The sequence below is a fragment of the Vibrio sp. B183 genome (assembly GCF_000740665.1).
Lineage (GTDB): Bacteria > Pseudomonadota > Gammaproteobacteria > Enterobacterales > Vibrionaceae > Vibrio > Vibrio coralliilyticus.
In genome coordinates this window covers 158,934-176,877 of the sequence record NZ_JPQB01000015.1, presented here as the reverse complement: position 1 = coordinate 176,877, position 17,944 = coordinate 158,934, and the positions used below count along the sequence as shown (strand labels likewise).

16 protein-coding genes are annotated in these 17,944 nt (G+C 45.3%); 6 read left to right on the top strand and 10 right to left on the bottom strand.

The genetic code is table 11. The features are described from left to right. Positions 1 to 20: 20 nt before the first annotated feature. Positions 21 to 2,258, bottom strand: a complete 2,238-nt coding sequence (locus IX95_RS17115) for a DNA internalization-related competence protein ComEC/Rec2 (RefSeq protein ID WP_038162268.1) — start codon at positions 2,256 to 2,258, stop codon at positions 21 to 23. Between the two features lie 8 nt (positions 2,259 to 2,266). On the opposite strand from IX95_RS17115, the gene IX95_RS17110 reads away from it, so the two are divergent. Next, positions 2,267 to 2,797, top strand: a complete 531-nt coding sequence (locus tag IX95_RS17110; RefSeq protein ID WP_006959060.1) for a DUF2062 domain-containing protein — start codon at positions 2,267 to 2,269, stop codon at positions 2,795 to 2,797. A gap of 109 nt (positions 2,798 to 2,906) precedes the next feature. Here IX95_RS17110 and lolE read toward each other — a convergent pair whose 3' ends face one another. Genes lolE through lolC form a run of 3 tightly spaced genes read right to left on the bottom strand, consistent with a single transcriptional unit; the run spans position 2,907 to position 6,040 of the window. Continuing rightward, positions 2,907 to 4,151: a lipoprotein-releasing ABC transporter permease subunit LolE gene (gene lolE / locus IX95_RS17105; protein WP_038162264.1), complete on the bottom strand. Its 1,245-nt coding sequence runs from the start codon at positions 4,149 to 4,151 to the stop codon at positions 2,907 to 2,909. A gap of 1 nt (position 4,152) precedes the next feature. After that, on the bottom strand, positions 4,153 to 4,839 hold the full coding sequence (gene lolD, locus IX95_RS17100; RefSeq protein WP_038162262.1) for a lipoprotein-releasing ABC transporter ATP-binding protein LolD: 687 nt from the start codon (positions 4,837 to 4,839) through the stop codon (positions 4,153 to 4,155). Then, positions 4,832 to 6,040, bottom strand: a complete 1,209-nt coding sequence (lolC, locus tag IX95_RS17095; RefSeq protein ID WP_038162260.1) for a lipoprotein-releasing ABC transporter permease subunit LolC — start codon at positions 6,038 to 6,040, stop codon at positions 4,832 to 4,834. The genes lolD and lolC overlap by 8 nt, the downstream gene beginning before the upstream one ends. 165 nt (positions 6,041 to 6,205) lie before the next feature. Here lolC and IX95_RS17090 point away from each other — a divergent pair, with 165 nt between their 5' ends. From IX95_RS17090 to IX95_RS17070, 5 genes are all read left to right on the top strand, one after another. Further along, a complete protein-coding gene (locus tag IX95_RS17090) occupies positions 6,206 to 6,775 on the top strand; it encodes a hypothetical protein (RefSeq protein ID WP_038162258.1) in 570 nt (189 codons plus the stop codon). A gap of 7 nt (positions 6,776 to 6,782) precedes the next feature. After that, on the top strand, positions 6,783 to 10,244 hold the full coding sequence (gene mfd, locus IX95_RS17085; RefSeq protein ID WP_038162255.1) for a transcription-repair coupling factor: 3,462 nt from the start codon (positions 6,783 to 6,785) through the stop codon (positions 10,242 to 10,244). Between the two features lie 55 nt (positions 10,245 to 10,299). Next, entirely contained in the window at positions 10,300 to 11,073 is a 774-nt protein-coding gene (locus IX95_RS17080; protein ID WP_038162250.1) for a peptidoglycan binding protein CsiV, read from the top strand. Between the two features lie 59 nt (positions 11,074 to 11,132). Beyond that, a complete protein-coding gene (locus IX95_RS17075) occupies positions 11,133 to 11,681 on the top strand; it encodes a GNAT family N-acetyltransferase (RefSeq protein ID WP_038162248.1) in 549 nt (182 codons plus the stop codon). 126 nt (positions 11,682 to 11,807) lie between these two features. Further along, positions 11,808 to 12,125 carry a hypothetical protein gene (locus tag IX95_RS17070; RefSeq protein ID WP_021455151.1) on the top strand — a complete coding sequence of 106 codons (318 nt, stop codon included), beginning with the start codon at positions 11,808 to 11,810 and terminating at the stop codon, positions 12,123 to 12,125. A 73-nt stretch (positions 12,126 to 12,198) separates the two neighbouring features. Here IX95_RS17070 and IX95_RS17065 read toward each other — a convergent pair whose 3' ends face one another. From IX95_RS17065 to IX95_RS17040, 6 genes are all read right to left on the bottom strand, one after another. Continuing rightward, on the bottom strand, positions 12,199 to 13,488 hold the full coding sequence (locus tag IX95_RS17065; RefSeq protein ID WP_038162246.1) for an NAD(P)/FAD-dependent oxidoreductase: 1,290 nt from the start codon (positions 13,486 to 13,488) through the stop codon (positions 12,199 to 12,201). Positions 13,489 to 13,899: 411 nt separating this feature from the next. Continuing rightward, positions 13,900 to 14,442: an alpha/beta hydrolase YcfP gene (gene ycfP, locus IX95_RS17060; protein WP_038162245.1), complete on the bottom strand. Its 543-nt coding sequence runs from the start codon at positions 14,440 to 14,442 to the stop codon at positions 13,900 to 13,902. A 99-nt stretch (positions 14,443 to 14,541) separates the two neighbouring features. Next, positions 14,542 to 15,396, bottom strand: coding sequence for a phosphotransferase (locus IX95_RS17055; RefSeq protein WP_021455148.1), 855 nt, complete (start codon positions 15,394 to 15,396; stop codon positions 14,542 to 14,544). Positions 15,397 to 15,414: 18 nt separating this feature from the next. Next, on the bottom strand, positions 15,415 to 16,005 hold the full coding sequence (gene lpoB, locus IX95_RS17050) for a penicillin-binding protein activator LpoB (RefSeq protein ID WP_006959073.1): 591 nt from the start codon (positions 16,003 to 16,005) through the stop codon (positions 15,415 to 15,417). A gap of 73 nt (positions 16,006 to 16,078) precedes the next feature. Further along, positions 16,079 to 16,468 carry a YcfL family protein gene (locus IX95_RS17045; protein WP_038162243.1) on the bottom strand — a complete coding sequence of 130 codons (390 nt, stop codon included), beginning with the start codon at positions 16,466 to 16,468 and terminating at the stop codon, positions 16,079 to 16,081. Then, positions 16,465 to 17,859, bottom strand: coding sequence for a COG3014 family protein (locus IX95_RS17040; RefSeq protein ID WP_038162241.1), 1,395 nt, complete (start codon positions 17,857 to 17,859; stop codon positions 16,465 to 16,467). The genes IX95_RS17045 and IX95_RS17040 overlap by 4 nt, the downstream gene beginning before the upstream one ends. Positions 17,860 to 17,944: the final 85 nt, after the last annotated feature.

Sequence of the window (17,944 nt, the reverse complement as noted above, 5' to 3'; positions counted from 1 at the left end):
TTTTTCTTACAATATTCGGTCTATTCTACTCCCTTACGTAGCATCTGCCTATACCAAGCCAGCCCTTTCCACTCTCTTATCGCGTCAATTTTCCAATGGTTTGAATAGAAATTGACACTAACTTGACCGTAAGCCCCCGTATCAAACCATTGTACGTCTCTGTCTGTATAACGTTTGACCACATTAGGATCTGGGAGTCGCCACTTTCCATACAACGCAGATGAAGCGATGGCCACCTTGGGGCTAACCGCTTCAATAAACCGCGGTATGGAAGACGTTTTACTGCCATGATGTGGGACAACCAAAACATCGCTACGAAGCGCATCAGGTTGTCTGACAAGAAGCCATTCGACAATCGCGTCGATGTCTCCGGGCAACAGAGTTGATTGTTTGTATTCTGGGTGGGACACTCTAACAACGCACGAATGAGGATTATAGGCACGTTGCACTGATTCAACCGGCCACAAAAACTCCAATGTTAACTCGCCCCATGCGAGTATATTCCCCTTTAAGCACATTTGAGCTCGGGTAAGTTGCTGGCTAGCCATTAGAAGTTCCGGCTGCCAGTCGCGTAACAACACCTCTAGGCCACCTGCATGGTCACCATCGGTATGAGATATAATTAACATATCCAGTTTACTCACACCGTGATAATGAAGGAAAGGCGTAATCACCTGCGCAGCAATGCTGCTCCCCTCCCACGCAATTCCGGTATCGTAGACTATGGCTCGTGAACCTTGCTTCACTACAATAGCCAAGCCATGACCAACATCCAAAACGAAGACTTGCCATACCGGTTTCTCTTTCCAGTCGCTAACCCAAACCAACGCACACAATATAAATAGCGCTTTCCCTTGGATGCTAAGAAAAGTAGAGAACAACAGCAGCAACAGCGCCCCGACGAACAAAACCGCCAGAAAGTGGCTTAATGGAACCCAACTGCTGTCAGCGAAAGAAAGTGCATAGAATACGGGCTCAATAGTGATATCAACCCATTGCCAAAACACTGATACATTAAAAACGGTTTCAGCCAGTAGTGCCAAGAGACTTAGCGGCACAACAACGAAGCTGAACCAAGGGACGAAGATAAGGTTGTATGCGAAACTGGCTAAGCTCAGGCCTTGAAACGATATTGCCACTATTGGTGTCATTCCAATAACCAAAGTCAGTTGCAGCACGAGCGCATTTACCCAAGGTGACCACAATCTATTCTGCAACGAAACAAACACCAAAATTATCGCGACTGCCCACATAGACAGCCAAAGACCTGATGATGCCGCTGAAAACGGGTCAGTCAGTAAAAGCCAAGATAGGATAATTAGCCATTTATAACTTGCTGGGAGGCGCTTAAAAGAGCGGAGCAACAACACTGCCAGACAACATGTCCACAATGCTCGTTGGGTGGGGATAGAGAATCCAGCTAACCAAGCATAAAAATAAGCACACACTAATGCTATAACAAACGGAGCAGCTAATGCTGTGGGAAAAATCCTAAGGAGTAATTTGCCAAAGCACCAGCCAAGGTAAAACACAATGCCAATATGCAAACCGGATATCGCGATAAGGTGACTCAGTCCGCTCGCTTTTAGCTGCTCTTTCAGCTCGAAAGACAAACTCTCTCGTACGCCAAACGTCAGTGCTAAAATCAAACCTTTACTTGGTAGAAACTCTACCGAGTTCAACACTTGTTGATACAGTTCATAACGTACAGAGCCAGCATGACGAGTCCAGTAAGGCGTTTTGATTACAACACTCGCTCTACCCACTACTCGCTGCTGTAATGCATATTTTTCTGCATCAAAGCCAACATCATTGAGTAGACCTACAATAGGCTTAAGCCTGACTCTGGCCCCAATCTCATCACCGGGAGAAAGCTCCATTGGAGAAACAAGCCTTATTCGCGGCTGAACAAACGTGTTTAATTCTTCACCATTAATTGATCTCACCACTACTTCCCCTTGAAAGCCGTGACTTATTTGCTTAAAAAAGCTGTCAACCTCCGCATTTATGGTAATATCCTGACCTGCTTGGAAAAGCATTGCTTGCTGATGGCGTAAAAGGTTACTGTGTATCACTAGTATCAGGCATGCGAACACAGGACCAACACACCACCTTAGCGATTTTGACCTTATACTGAGTATCAGGGTCAAGATACAGGGAAGCAACCACTCCCATGCTGGCATATACCACCAGAACTGAGCGGTTGATATAAGGAAAGAGAACGATATAAGCGTCCAGTAATTTAAGTAGAGAGTCATATTTCCCTATGCCAAGAAAATTCATCAAACGCTTTATGCCTGACCACGAAGTAATAAAGCGTCAGAAAGCACTCAAAATTTTTGGCAACGTGCTGTACAACCCAAATCTTTGGTGTCTCAATCGCCGTTCGGCTTCTGGAGCATTTGCTGTCGGCCTATTCATGGCTTTCGTTCCTCTACCCAGCCAGATGATTATGTCTGCGGGTTTAGCCATTCTTTGTGGCGTAAACCTTCCGCTCTCCGTCGCCTTAGTATGGGTGAGTAACCCCATTACCATGCCTGTACTGTTTTACTTTGCTTATAAAGTTGGCGCTTGGGTGATGCATATCCCACCTCAGCCATTTCACTTTGAGCTTTCTTGGGAGTTCATCATGCACCAAATGAGTACCATTGGGCCTCCTTTCCTACTTGGTTGCATGATTTGCGGTATCGTATCGGCTATTGCAGGCTACTTCGGTATCAAAGCTCTGTGGCGCTATTCCGTTGTTCGAAGCTGGCAGCAAAGAAAGATCAGATTAGGTGGACTACTTAAAAAGTAAAAATCGAACTATTTAGCGTTCGACGGGACAATCAAACAATTGCAATTGCGATGTTGTTTAAAAATGAAAAAGGACCATACAGGTCCTTTTTTTGTTTTTGGTCGAAGTGTCATTTCGCGCTAAGCACGCTCGCCGGATTGAGTTTGCTAGCACGCGATGCTGGATACCAAGTAGCAAGCAAACTTAACACTATCGCCGTCCCCGACACTAAGCAGACGTCTGATATGTTGACTTGAGAAGGAAGAAAGTCGACAAAGTAAATATCACCTGATAAGAACTGATGACCAATTAAACTTTCGAGCCCTTTAATCAGCTTGGTTAGATTCATGGCAACAGCTACGCCAAGGATACTACCTACAACGCTGCCTAAAACACCAGAAAACACACCTTGCCAAACAAAGATCCGCTTGATTAGCCCATCGGTACCGCCCATGGTTCTCAATATCGCAATCTCTGAGGCGCGATCTTTCACCGCCATCATCAGCGTCGACACAATATTGAAGCTAGCAACACCAATCACCAGAACCATCACCAAATACATAATTGTTCTGACGAGCTGTATATCTCGATATAAGAAGCCATAGTTTTGCTGCCAACTGCGTAAGTAGACATACACATTCAATGTGTTTCCGGCCTCTCGCACAATTTGTGTCGCATTTAAAACGTCAGACACTTTCAACGACACACCTGTAACGGCCTCACCCAGTTTGGCGTATTGCTGAGCATCTTGCAGAGGAACTAAAGCGAGGTTATGGTCAATCTGACCATTGAGTTTTAGCAACCCAGCAACTTTCACACGCACCCGCTTGGGAGCCTGAACCTTAGTTGTTGAACCCGAGGTTGGGATCATCAAGGTGATGTAGTCACCTCGCGACACCCCAAGCAAGTCAGCCACACCTTGCCCTAGTATCACTTGCTTATCGCCCGCTTTAAACTGAGACCAGACAGCTTTATCGATATACTGGCTCATATTCGAAACTGCAGATTCTTTATCTGGATCTATCCCTCGAACTTCAAGCGCTTTAAGTTGTTGGCCTTTCTCAGCCAATGCCGTGATCTTAACGTAAGGTGCTGCGGCTTCAACTTTAGGATGCTTCTCTGCTTGCTCAATAACCGACTGCCATTCCTCGATCGGGCCACGAACTCCCTCAAACTCTCCATGAGCAATGACGGACAATACTCGATCTTTGAGTTCACGCTCAAAACCATTCATCGCTGACAAACCGATAATGATCACCGCCACACCCACCGTGATACCAATCGTGGAAGACAGTGAGATAAATGACACCATTTTATTACGCTGCTTAGCACGACTAAAACGGCCGCCGATAAACAGTGAAAGTGAAGAGAACAAATTACGCCTCCTCAACTTTTAGTAACAGGCCATCTTGCATATGCAGTTGGCGATCCATCTTACTCGCCAGTTCGCCATCGTGCGTGACGACTAAAAATGCAGTCCCAGATTGTTCATTAAGCTCTCGCATCAAATCGTAGATTGCCAACGCGGTCTTATGGTCCAGATTACCGGTCGGCTCATCGGCCAATACTAAATCTGGGCTGTTAACCAATGCGCGTGCGATAGCAACACGTTGACGTTCACCACCAGACAGCTCAGAAGGGCGGTGATCCATGCGATGACTCAAGCCGACTTTATCCAGCAGCACTTTTGCCGCCTCTTTCGCCTTCGCTGTTTTAGTTCCGCCAATAAGCAATGGCATGGCAACATTTTCCAGCGCACTAAAGTCCACCAAAAGATGATGAAACTGATAAACAAAGCCAAGATGCTGGTTGCGAAGCTTAGCTTGCTTATTCGAACTCAGCTTAGAAAGGTTTTGGCCAAGAAAAGTAACTTCACCCTGAGTAGTATCATCCAAGGCACCCAAGATGTGCAGTAACGTACTTTTTCCTGAACCCGACGAGCCAATGATCGACACCAGTTCCCCCTTCTTTAAATCAAAACTCACGCCTTTTAGCACTTGAGTATCAAGAGAGCCCTCGCGGTATGTTTTACATATATTGTGACATTGAAGCAGGTTACTCATATCTCAAAGCCTCAGCTGGTTTAACGGAAGATGCACGATAAGAAGGGAAAAGTGTTGCTAATAGGCTTAGTGCAATAGCCAAAGCAACTACGATACTGATTTGAGTAGGGTTGATCACAATCGGTAGTTCGCCTCCTACGGCAAACAGAGCAATGCCCGCGCTCTCAAGTAACATATTAATATTATTGGCTAGCAGCACGCCTAAAGTGCCACCAAATAAGGCACCAATGACTCCACTGCTTGCACCTTGAACCATGAAAATCGCTAGAACTTGTCTATCTGTCATTCCCTGAGTTTTCAAAATCGCGACTTCAGACTGCTTTTCCATCACGACCATAATCAGAGCTGAAATAATGTTGAATGCAGCAACACCCACAATCAAACCTAGCATTAAGCCCATCATATTTTTTTCCATACGGACGGCTTGAAACAGTTCGCCTCGCTGATCCCTCCAGTCTTGCCATTGCCAACCTTCGGGTAATGGCTGCTTACTCAGTTCGCCCACCACAAATGGGTCATCAAAAAACAAGCGCCACCCAGTGATGGTGTCCTTCTTGAAACGCAATAAGCGCGCGGCGTCATCAATATGAGTTAGCATGAGTTGACCATCAACATCTGAGCCTGTGTTGTAAATGCCAGCCACAGTAAAGATACGCTGACTAGGAATACGCCCCAGCGGTGTAAACTGACTCGCACTGGTCACCATCAGGCGCACTTTATCGCCAAGCGACACGTCCATCGCTCTTGCGAGAGTGTGACCAATAAACACTTGATACTTGCCAGCCTGAAGAGAAGACAATCGGCCTGCAATTAAATGGGATTCAATCGGGTCATGATCACTAGGCTTGATGCCAATAAGTAGACCCGCAGAAAGGTTGTCTGAGCTTTGAATCACCGCTTCACTTTGAACAATAGGCTCAGGATGCGCCGCAGTAGACAATTGTTTGGCAAAGTCAGGGATTGTTTCGGTATAAGGCGTTTTGCCATCCGCTTCAGACACAATAGCCTGAGGCAGTACGCCCAAAATGCGACCTTTGAGCTGAGCTTCAAAACCGTTCATCACTGACAGAACCGTCACCAGAGACATCACACCAATTGTGATACCTGCGGTCGACATATAGGAAACAAAACGACTGAACCTGTCACCGGAACGCCCGCGCAAGTAACGCAAACCGATAAAGGTGGAAACCGGATGGAACATATATAAAACCAATAACGTTTGATAGGCGTTACTGTAACGATTTATAGCAGGCGGTTGTAGCCCCTAATTGCTAATTAGGCGTCAAAATGTGTGATAAACAATGACATACCTTGATTAGTTGCTTCTTATAGCGATAATCAAAGGATAACTTAAAGGAATTTCCGCATGTCTGATCAAGAATACTTTACTGTACACCACAAAATGACCGTGAATGTTGAGCCTCTTACTCAAGATCAGGCATTTCCAAGCTTTGATCAGTTTGAGGGAGAAATTCCAGCGCCGTTTTTGGTGGCCAGCGAGTTCAGCCATCTTGATCTGCTTAATGACAATGCTCGTACTGAGTTGAAAAACAACGACTTCAGACATGTTATCGAACTGCTCGACACTCAAAATGCCAAGCTGAACTTGTTGCTGACGTTTATGCTGTCTCAACAAGATGACGAACAGTATCGACACCTCACTCAGTCGTTTGGTGCGAGTAAGTTTAGCTATACCGCAGAAAGCGCACTGACAGTCGATACCAAAACACGAGTCAAAATGTTTATGGAGCACCCCTCTGCCGCTATCTATTGCTATGGCCATGTTGAGAGCTGCGAGCAACAGGATGATCAATACATTATTACGGTCAAATACGATTTATTGCGCGATCAGGATGAAGATCTCCTGATCAAAGCCGCTCTCTATCAGCAACAAAAATTACTTCGTCAGCGTTCACTGAATCGCGACAAACAATAATTCCATTATGTCTAATACATCGCTTTTTAATCTGGCTAACCCATCCGGAGCCGGAGACAAAAAACAGGTCGGCAATTTACAAGGGGCAAGTTTAGCCCTTGCGATTGCTGAACTTGCTAATCAACATTCTAGTCATACCCTGCTCGCTGTTGCTGACCCGCAAACAGCTTTAAAACTGCTACAAGAAATCGAGCAGTTTACTCAGCAGGAAGTTTCCCTTTTCCCAGACTGGGAAACCTTGCCGTACGATAACTTTTCTCCCCATCAGGAGATCATTTCGGATCGTATCGCACGCTTGTACCAACTGCCGACACAAAACAGTGGGATTACCATCGTTCCTATCAACACATTGCTACAAAGACAGTCTCCTCGAGACTTCCTGATGCAGCATACCTTGATGGTCAAAGTCGGCGACCTCTACTCATTGGAAAAGCTGCGTATTCAGTTGGAGAAATCCGGATACCGACACGTTGATCAAGTCTTTGGGCCTGGCGAATATGCCAGCCGCGGTTCCATCTTAGACCTCTTTCCTATGGGAGCCAGTGACCCATTCCGCATCGATTTCTTCGATGATGAGATTGATACAATTCGTACTTTCGACCCAGAAAACCAACGTTCAATTGACGATGTTCAAGAGATCAGGCTGCTACCTGCTCATGAATTCCCGACCTCAGAGAGTGCTATTGAAGACTTCAGGATCCGCTGGCGTCAGAGATTCGAAGCCAGACGTGAACCTGAGTCCGTTTACATGCAGGTGTCTAAAGGAACTTGGCCTGCGGGTATTGAGTACTGGCAACCACTGTTTTTTGAGCATACCGAAACCTTGTTTGACTACATCGCCGATGACAGCCAGTTAATTACAGTCGGTGATTTAGAAGGAGCCATCGACCACTTCCTCAGTGATGTCGACTACCGATACGACCAACGTAAAGTGGACCCACTGAGACCTCTGTTGCCGCCAGAAGAATTGTGGCTGAAGAAAGATGAGCTCTTTAGTCGCTTTAAAACGCTGCCTCAGGTACAACTTTCTGCTGATGCGGTTGTGGAAAAACAAGGGCGTACTAACCCAGCTATTCAACCATTACCAGAGTTGGCTGTTCAGCACCAAAACAAGGAACCGATGTCGGCACTGCGCCAGTTTAGTGAAAGCTTCACTGGTAAAATCGTTTTCTCAGTCGAATCTGAAGGCCGCCGCGAAGCACTCCTTGAACTGCTGCAACGCATAAAACTTCGACCGGTCGAACACGAAAGTTTCTCTGCCGCGACAGAAAGCAACGATAAATTCACCTTAGTACTGGGCGCCTCTGAGCATGGATTCCTATTTGGCGATAATCAGGTTGCTTTGATATGCGAAAGTGACTTACTCGGTGACCGAGTTATCCAGCGTCGCCGTAAAGATCGCAAAACTACAAACAGTGATGCCGTCATACGCAACCTTGCCGAGCTTAAGCCCGGTCAGCCTGTCGTTCACATCGACCACGGTATCGGCCGCTACATCGGGTTGCAAACGCTGGAAGCAGGTGGAATGACAACCGAATACGTCACACTGGAATACCAAAATGACGCCAAGCTCTACGTACCGGTTGCGGCATTAAACTTGATCAGTCGTTACTCCGGTGGCGCAGAAGAGTCCGCTCCACTGCATAAACTGGGTGGCGAAGCTTGGGCGAAAGCGCGTCGCAGAGCCGCTGAAAAAGTGCGTGATGTGGCCGCAGAGCTACTTGATGTTTACGCGAAACGAGAGCTTAAGCCGGGTTATAAGTTTGCCCTTGACCGTGACCAGTACGCCACTTTCAAAGCCGGGTTCCCTTTTGAAGAAACCGATGATCAGTCCATGGCAATCAATGCGGTTATGTCCGATATGTGCCAAGCCAAAGCGATGGATCGTCTAGTATGTGGTGATGTAGGCTTTGGTAAAACCGAAGTGGCGATGCGTGCTGCCTTTCTTGCTACGGACAACGGTAAGCAAGTGGCTGTCTTAGTTCCTACCACACTGCTTGCCCAGCAACACTTTGAAAACTTCAGAGACCGCTTTGCTAACTTACCGATTCGAGTCGAAGTACTGTCACGTTTCAAAACAGCGAAGGAGCAAAAGCAAGTACTGCAAGATATCGAAGACGGCAAAGTCGATTTGGTGGTTGGTACACATAAGCTGCTTTCTAACGACATCAAATTCAAAGACCTTGGCTTGTTGATTGTCGACGAAGAACACCGCTTTGGTGTACGACAAAAAGAGAAAATGAAAGCGATGCGCGCAGACGTTGATATTCTGACGTTAACAGCAACGCCTATTCCAAGAACGCTGAATATGGCTATGAGTGGGATGCGCGATTTATCGATCATCGCAACACCACCAGCAAGACGACTGGCGATTAAAACTTTTGTTCGTCAACGCGATGATGCCGTTGTAAGAGAAGCCGTGCTGCGTGAAATCATGCGTGGTGGGCAGATATACTTCTTGCATAACCAAGTTGAAACCATCGAAAAAGTCGCTGCTGATTTAGAGAAGCTCATTCCTGAAGCGCGCATTACCGTGGCTCACGGTCAGATGCGCGAACGTGAGCTTGAGCGCATCATGAATGACTTCTACCATCAGCGATTTAATCTGTTGGTGTGTACGACCATCATTGAAACTGGCATCGACGTCCCGACTGCCAACACCATCATTATGGATAGAGCAGATAACCTCGGTCTGGCACAGCTGCACCAGTTACGTGGTCGCGTTGGTCGTTCTCACCACCAGGCATACGCCTACTTACTCACACCTCACCCTAAAGCCATGACTAAAGATGCCATTAAACGTCTAGATGCGATTGCATCACTGGAAGATTTAGGTGCAGGTTTTACACTCGCCACTCACGATCTCGAAATCCGTGGTGCAGGTGAGCTGTTGGGGGATGAACAAAGCGGGCAAATTCAATCTGTCGGTTTTACGCTGTATATGGAGATGCTGGAGCAGGCTGTTGAAGCGCTGAAAGAAGGGAAAGAGCCTTCTTTAGACGAATTACTCAGAGAACAAACTGAGGTAGAAATGCGTCTACCTGCCCTTCTGCCAGATGACTATATTCCAGATATCAACACGCGCTTATCTATGTATAAGCAGATTGCGAGCGTATCAGACAAAGCCGAACTGGACGATCTTAAGATTGAACTGATTGACCGCTTTGGACTATTGCCAGATGCAACCAAGAATCTCCTTTCTGTATCAGAAATGAAACTTGAAGCTGATTCTCTAAAAGTGAAGAAAATTGAAGCCCACGACAAAGGTGGATTCATCGAGTTCTATCCGGACGCTGACATTAATCCAATGTATTTGGTTAAACTATTGCAATCTCAGCCACAAAAATTCGCGATGGAAGGCCCAACTAAGTTCAAGTTTACGGTACCATTGGTCGACAGACGCAAGAGAATTCAATTTGTTGGTGATATGTTGGGCGAGTTCCAGCAGAACCTTTTACCACAAGCCTGACTAGGTCAAGCTTAACTAATTTTCCAAGGTGCGCTCACCTTATGATGGAGTTGTAATGAAAAAGCTGATCCCGCTACTACTTCTTGTTGTCGCGATGCCTTCATGGGCCCAGCGCCAATTTGATATAGAAGTGATCATTTTTAAGCGTGCGGTAAACCCAGAACAAACCGCTGAGTCTTGGCCAAACTCTGTACCTGAAATTTCGATGAAACGAGTCGGCAATTTCATTGACGCCAGTTACCGCAAGCAAAAAGGCGTTGAAATGCTACCCGCTTCATCCTATGAGTTGAACCCTCAAGCTCGGAAGCTAAAAAATCACGCCGGCTTTAAAGTACTCTTGCATACTGCATGGAGACAAGGCGACGGCAATCGCTATGTCGCGCCAACCTTCCATATTCAGGCCGGTCGAGATTTTTCTGGTCAATTCAATGCTGACGGTTCGCAGAAAGGTTCGGATATTGGTACAGAGGTCATTGACGGAGTCACCGAAGAAAGCATTGCAAAGCCACTTTATGAGTTGGACGGCAAGTTGCAAGTTTACGTCGAGCACTACCTTTATGCGGACGTTAAACTGGACTTGAAAGCACCAAGCGTAAGAGATGTGACATTCGAAGCAAAGCCTCTTGAGTTCACACCCACAGACAACATGGTTGCCGAAGACACGGTTCAAGTCGGCTTAATGGAAGATGTGACGCCAACAGTACATACCGAAGAGTTTCTAAAGAGCTACCGCATGGACCAAAAACGCCGTATGCGAAGCACCGAAACCCACTTCTTAGATCATCCTCTGCTAGGGATGATTATTCAGGTCCGACGTGTCGCACAATAATCTGAAATAAATAGCGTTTCACAGCCCTTTCAAGGGCTGTTTTTCTATAAAGGAGCATTATGGGGCCGGATTACCACATCATCACACCCAGATTAGTTTTGAAGCTGATTCCTCAAGAAGATGCTGAAAAGCTAGCTCAATGTGTCGTTCAATCTCCCAGCCTTCATCGCTGGATAGATTGGTGCCATGATAAGTTCACGATTAAAGAAGCAGAACGCTTTGTGCTTGCCACTCGATTGAACTGGGTGAAATCAGAAGCTTACGGTTTTGGCCTTTATCGTCGCAATGATAATGCGCTGATTGGCATGGTCGCGATCAATGAGCTTTACCACACCTTTAATATGGCCAGTTTAGGCTATTGGCTGAATGACTCGTATCATAAACAAGGCTATGCGAAAGAAGCCTTAGATGCGCTAATCGAGTTTTGCTTCGCGCAACTTAAAATCACGCGTATTGAGGTTGTTTGTGATCCCGACAATATTCCAAGTCAAAAACTGGCCGAATCATGTGGTGCAGTGTTTGAAGTAAGCGCCGCAAATCGCTATCTATTCAATGGACAGCCCAAGCAAGGGCTCGTGTATTCCATCATCCCAACTAACAACAAATAATCTCAAAAAAAGTGAATAACAATAACTTTAGAGATTTTAACGTTTAGTAAAGTTATTTAACTCTCCGCTCTTCAAAGATGTCAGATAGTATGATCGTCCAATTAAAAGAAAACTAAGAAAAACAATATGATCATCTTCAACTCAGACTCAGTAGGCTCACTGCTCAAACTACTCTTAGACGATACCAAAGTATCAAAAAGCTACTACTTCAATGATGGTTCGGAGAACCACAAATTGGCTTGTTTTGATGAAGTCACCGATTTGTTTGACGTAAACGGCTGTATGCAAAGTATCGTTACCAGTTACCAACTCCACTTTATTGGCGGACTTTCACTAAAGGTCAAACGCCTAGGTAATGAGTACCAGATTGTAGGGAATCTGTCTCTCAATACAAAAAATAAAGAGGAGAGCCCACTCGCACATGTAGCGGAGTTCCATTTTTAAATATTCGTTAATTCACTGCCGTAGAATGAACGAAAAAAAGAGCACCCTAGGGTGCTCTTTCTTTTGGATATGATTAGTGCAGTTTAAGATTAGGGCGAAGCACTCGGTTTATCCGCCCCATCAAAATGATCAGGGCTGTTTTGAACAAGCCATGTAAAGCCATCTGATGCAAGCGATACAAGGAAATGTACACCACTCGAGCAATACGACCTTCTACCATCATAGAACCTTTGGTTAAGTTGCCCATTAGGCTCCCCACGGTAGAAAACTGACTCAAAGAAACCAAAGAGCCTTTGTCTTTGTAGACATAAGCTTTCAGTTCGCGTCCATTGAGCTTAGCAACAATATTAGAAAATGCGCAGCTCGCCATTTGGTGCGCCGCTTGAGCTCTAGGTGGTACAAATGATCCATCAGCTTGAGTGCACTGAGCCAAATCACCAATCACGAAAATATCATCATCGAGAGTCGTTTGTAGAGTGTCTTTCACGATGAGTTGATTGATTCGGTTAGTTTCCAATCCACCAATATTTTTCACGAAGTCAGGTGCTTTAATCCCGGCAGCCCAAACCATAATCTGAGCAGGAATCTTTTCCCCATCCTTAGTAGTGAGGCCACCTGCACCTGCTTCCGTCACCATGGTTGTTGTGCGCACATTAACACCTAGCTTAGTTAACTCGTGGTGTGCAGCGCTGGAAATTCTGGCTGGCAATGCAGGTAGGATACGCTCACCAGCTTCTATCAGATTGACGTTTAGCTTGCTGGAGTCGAGATCACCAAAGCCATAGGTACGAAGCTCTTTCACGGCGTTATGAAGTTCTGCCGACAATTCAACGCCTGTTGCTCCCGCACCTACAATTGCAATATCAACAGTGCCATGACCATGCTTGGCGTGTAATTTGAGGAACTCATTGTTCATCTCAGTTCTGAATTTATAAGCTTGCTCTGTACTATCAAGGAAAATACAGTGCTCTCTTACGCCTGGAGTATTGAAGTCATTAGAAGTGGAGCCCAACGCCATGATAAGGATGTCATATTCAAGCTCACGGCCTGGCATCAAAAGCTCATCATGTTCATCTCTTAGCTCGCCCAGCGTGATAACTTTGCGCTCTCTGTCGATGTCTTCAAGGCTACCCATCTGGAAATCAAAGTGGTGGTTTTTCGCATGGGCGCGATAGCTTAACGCATCAACACCCTCATCCAAAGAACCTGTTGCCACCTCGTGTAAAAGTGGTTTCCATAAATGACTGGCTTTGCGATCCACTAGGGTCACTTTTGCCCGTCTTTTTCGACCTAATGTACGACCTAGTTTGGTAACAAGCTCCAATCCGCCTGCACCGCCGCCTACTACGATAATTCGAGTCACAGCAACTTTCCTCTAAAGATAAAAACTATGTTTCGAGTCGAAGAATTCGCCCCGATGAAATTGTGTAATGTTGGCCAATCTGCAGAATCAGTTTCAGTCTTACGATCAAAGGGCCATTAGAGGTTTTTTCGTCAAATACAACGCGATAATTGGAATAACAGTCTGAAGACTCAAGGCTAACGTGCTCGGGCATTAGCTCATAATGGGCAAACTTATTGGTTTGCTCTCAATTTTTTTTGATATTTATCAAAAAATTTATGGTGAATTCATTATATAGGGCAGAGTGTGCCGCGCAACAAAAGATTACGCCAATCACACTTAATTTTTCCTTAATTTAAATTTGAATGAGTAAGAAAAAAGCGACGTGCTCAATTGACGTCGCTTTTGAAGAAATTTGGTTAGAAATGACGTTTAGCTGTCGGCTTTAAACGCCTTAATGGTCTGCAGATGTTGAGAGATTTTCTTAAACTTATGAGTCTCATTTTCATCCCAGATAATTTGGTAATGTTTCTCGAGTGCCTGAGCCGTTTGGCGGTTGTCATGCACCTCATCATCTTTAGATAGGATCACCAAACACTGGTCTTTGTTTTTACTACGAAATTCTTCAACACATTTTGTGGCGATATCTTCATACTCTTCAGGACGATCTATGCGTCCTTGCATGTTATTTTCTGGGTGCAAGTTAGGGTTAAAAATCACCTGCTTAATACCGCATAAGAAGCCGATTCGCTCAGACCAATAACCACCTAAGCCAACTCCACAAATAATGGCGTTACAATCACCAGATTGTTCTATCGCTTTATGCACTTCTTTTAACAAATGCTGCATATCATGCTTGGGATGCAAAGTGCTGTAGTTAATGAAACGGACGTCTTCATCAATGAACTGCAACTGGAGCACTTTTTCGTGGTTTCCCGGACTGGTGGAGTCAAAACCATGTAAGTAAATAATCATTCTATCACCCTCAATTCTTATCGGTTTAATCTACCACGAATACTAAGGTTTTAAAGTCAGCACATAGAATTATATCTATGAGGCATTCAAACAGTGATCTTAACTACAAAATGTGTCACGCAAAGCTTGCGCTTGGACAAGGTACTGCTCATCCCCCCAAAGCTGATAGGCAAGTAAATACCACAACATGGCCATCATAGTTGCTCTAGGTTGCCAAGCCATCACACCTTCAACCCAGTCATCAACACCCTCAATTTCCCTAAGTTGGCAATATCGATAAACCGACTCAAGCGGCTTTTCCCCCACCACCCCAATACTCAATGTAAGATCCAACCTTGGGTCAGCCATCGAGGCATACTCCCAATCTATCACCATATTGCCTTCCGACTGCTTGACCATATTATAACCAGCCAAATCAAAGTGACATAAAGTGCTACCAATGTCAGCTAGGCTCGGAGCACTTCGCCACTGCTGGTAAATGCTCAGGTAATCATCAGACCTCAGCTCCTCTCGCAGCAACATCCAATAATGATCGACACGAGCGGTAAAGTTAAATGGCGCCACAGGGATTCGAGCCGTCTCTAAACTATGAATTTTGATCATTGTTTTAAGCAGAGAATCAAAAGGCAATCCATCAGTTAATGATTCACCTTCAATCCATTCCACCAACAACCCTTGTTCGTTGATGTGAATAGCTTTAGGTGCTAGGTGGGAATCTTCTATCGCTGTCAGGATTTGATATTCCTGAAAGCGTGAAATAGAAAAGGCTTTGGTTATCGAAGTATTGGGACGCCAGACAAAGCAATCGCCGCTTTGGGTAACAACCTTCCAGCAGCGATTAGTCAGGCCTCCGGTCAGCGTCTGAGCATAATCCGGAGAGATAGAAAAGAAGTGATCTAATGACTTCAATGAACCGTCTAGCTGACATGCCTCATGCCACGACATCCTTGCCATAAATCACTCCTCTATAGATTAAAGACCCAAGAAGCTCTTAGACTCTTGTTTGCGGATTTCAGTTTCATCTGCCCATTCAATCAGGCCTGTTTCCAAATCCATCAGGCGCATTGTCATCTTGTAGTATACGTCTTTGTCACTACCACCGGCTTTAGCAATGCTCGACAGGTTGCCGTATAGCATGTACTGCGCACCAACCATTTTACCAAACTGAATCGCAGTGCTTTGGTTTACAAGCTCATCATTGTTTTGGAAGTTAAGTTGCTCGCGAACTGATTCAACGCGGTCCATATCAACAAAACGGAACTTACCAGAGTTCAACATCTTAGTACTGATAGTATCGGTAATCGACTCAGTATCAATATGCTCACTTGTCTTATTCTTGATACGTTCAACAAAAACAATCGGACGAGAGTCACGTGTAATGGCTGACACAGAGCCTGACATCATCATGCTGTCGACCATTTCGCCCGCAATTTTCTGCAGGTCTGTTGAGCCAAAATCAATCGTTGTCGTCTCAACCGCCTGTGCATCACCATAGCTGACTTTGTTCGAACAACCGCCCAGGATGACAGCCAAGCCAAGTAATGCGATAACACTTTTTTTCATTCTTGGTTCCTCAAATCTTTATAGAATCTTGTGTTATGAGTGTATGACTAAAGTTAGTGGACTTTAGTTCGATTTAGTTATCATTTTCGCGAATCTGAACGCGGAACTGCGTGCCATTCGGATTCACTGAAACTTCAGAAATAGCGATCGTTTCCATACCTCGAATGATCGCCTGACGCCATGGGCCTAGCTTGTTATTCACTTCTAGACCATTGTCGTCGTACCAGTAAAATCTGTACTGGATATGCAGATCACCTTTGTATTGACTAGCGAGTCGAACAATACCTCGAGCACGACCATCAACCTGAGTAGTAGAGATATCTTCAATTTGTAGACGACCCGCTAACACGTTGTCTCCAAACAAAACGGTTTGCGACTCACCATCGATACGTAATCCAGCAGTGTTGCTAGAACAACCCACCATTATTAACGCAGCCACTGCTGCAATAAGCCATTTTTTCATCGAATTTTTCCTAACTGTTTATGCCAAATTGTAGCATTGCCTCCCTGACGAGAGATCCAAACGATAGCGGTTCGTCCCGCCTCAACGTCAAATTGATGTTGCTGTTCACCAACAACGATGGTTTGAGTACCCGGCTCAACTACAGCACTGCTGCTGCGAATTTCACCCGGTAATGTTAACCAACTGCGCGTATCTGGTTGCTCGGTCAATGTGTTCCAGATGTTCAATATTGCATTGCCTAATTCATCATCTTTCGCGGCACCTTTGCGTAATTCGTCTTTAGCCCAAACACGCAGCGCCTGACGGATGATTATGGTTGGCATTCGCTCTGACAAGTCGCGCTGTGCCATTAAGTTAACATCCGTCAGTAAGTCGCTTTGAAGCTTTTGACCATTAAGCTGCATAGGCGAAAATGATTGGCTTACTTGTTTAGGGTAATAAGGAAGCGCGATGGTATACAAAGCGCCGTTCCCACGACTGTCATAAAGTGGCAGAGTTTGCCTCCAACCTTGCAGAGCATCTACTACGCCCTGCTCTTCTAAAACTATGACTCTTGCTTTGTCGCTATCAAGGAAACTAGTTTTACCATAACGTTTCTCTAGCTGAACCAGGTCTTCGTTCATACCAAGGCGTTTAGCGACACGTTTCGCACCATCAATCACTTGTGCATTATCAGGCATCACAGCTAACGCGCGTCGATAATCAACATAGGCATCATTCAGTGCATTATCGGCTTCGTACAAAAGCGCTGATAAATAAAGAAGATAACCATTTTGCACCGCCTGCAAGGTTTTACCTGCATCGGGATAATTAGATAGCACACTACCCAAGTTAGGGCTTAACCCCTGCGCCTGCATGTCATTTTGTGCCGACTCAAGTTCTCTTTCGCGGTCTTTACGCGCTTGTTCTTGAACTTGATTAGCCCTGCGCATTTCAATCAAGGCACCTTCGAGGCTGTTTTTCTTAAGGTAGTTCAACCCTAGATAGAGATGTAAGAAGCCCAGCTCATAATCGGCAGGTTTATAGATATCTAAATTGTCGTTAACAGCTAAAGCACCAACACTGGCCGCCGTTTCTGTCACTGATATCGTAGCTTTGTCTTGTTGAACTCGAACTGCGTTATCGCTAGCTTCAAATGCTGACTTACTGTCTTCATACTGTTGATTAAGCAGATACACTCGCCCTTTTTCGAAGTTATCAAGAATGTCACCAGCCACCTCTTCAGGTAAGGCTTCTTCCGCCTTGTGATACTGACCTGTTTTGACCGCCTGATAGACTTCGTTGTTTTGAGCGCTGTAGTGGCTAAATAAGTTTCCAGCCGATAGATTGGCACATGCAGAAAGAGCAGCAGAGCTGAATATCACGAATGCGAGTCGAACGTGTTTACGCACTTCGTACTCCGAATTATTTATTAGAATTTCATCATCGTCGCGGTTGGACAACGGTATTGATAAAAAGTTTGTATAAATACCGCCG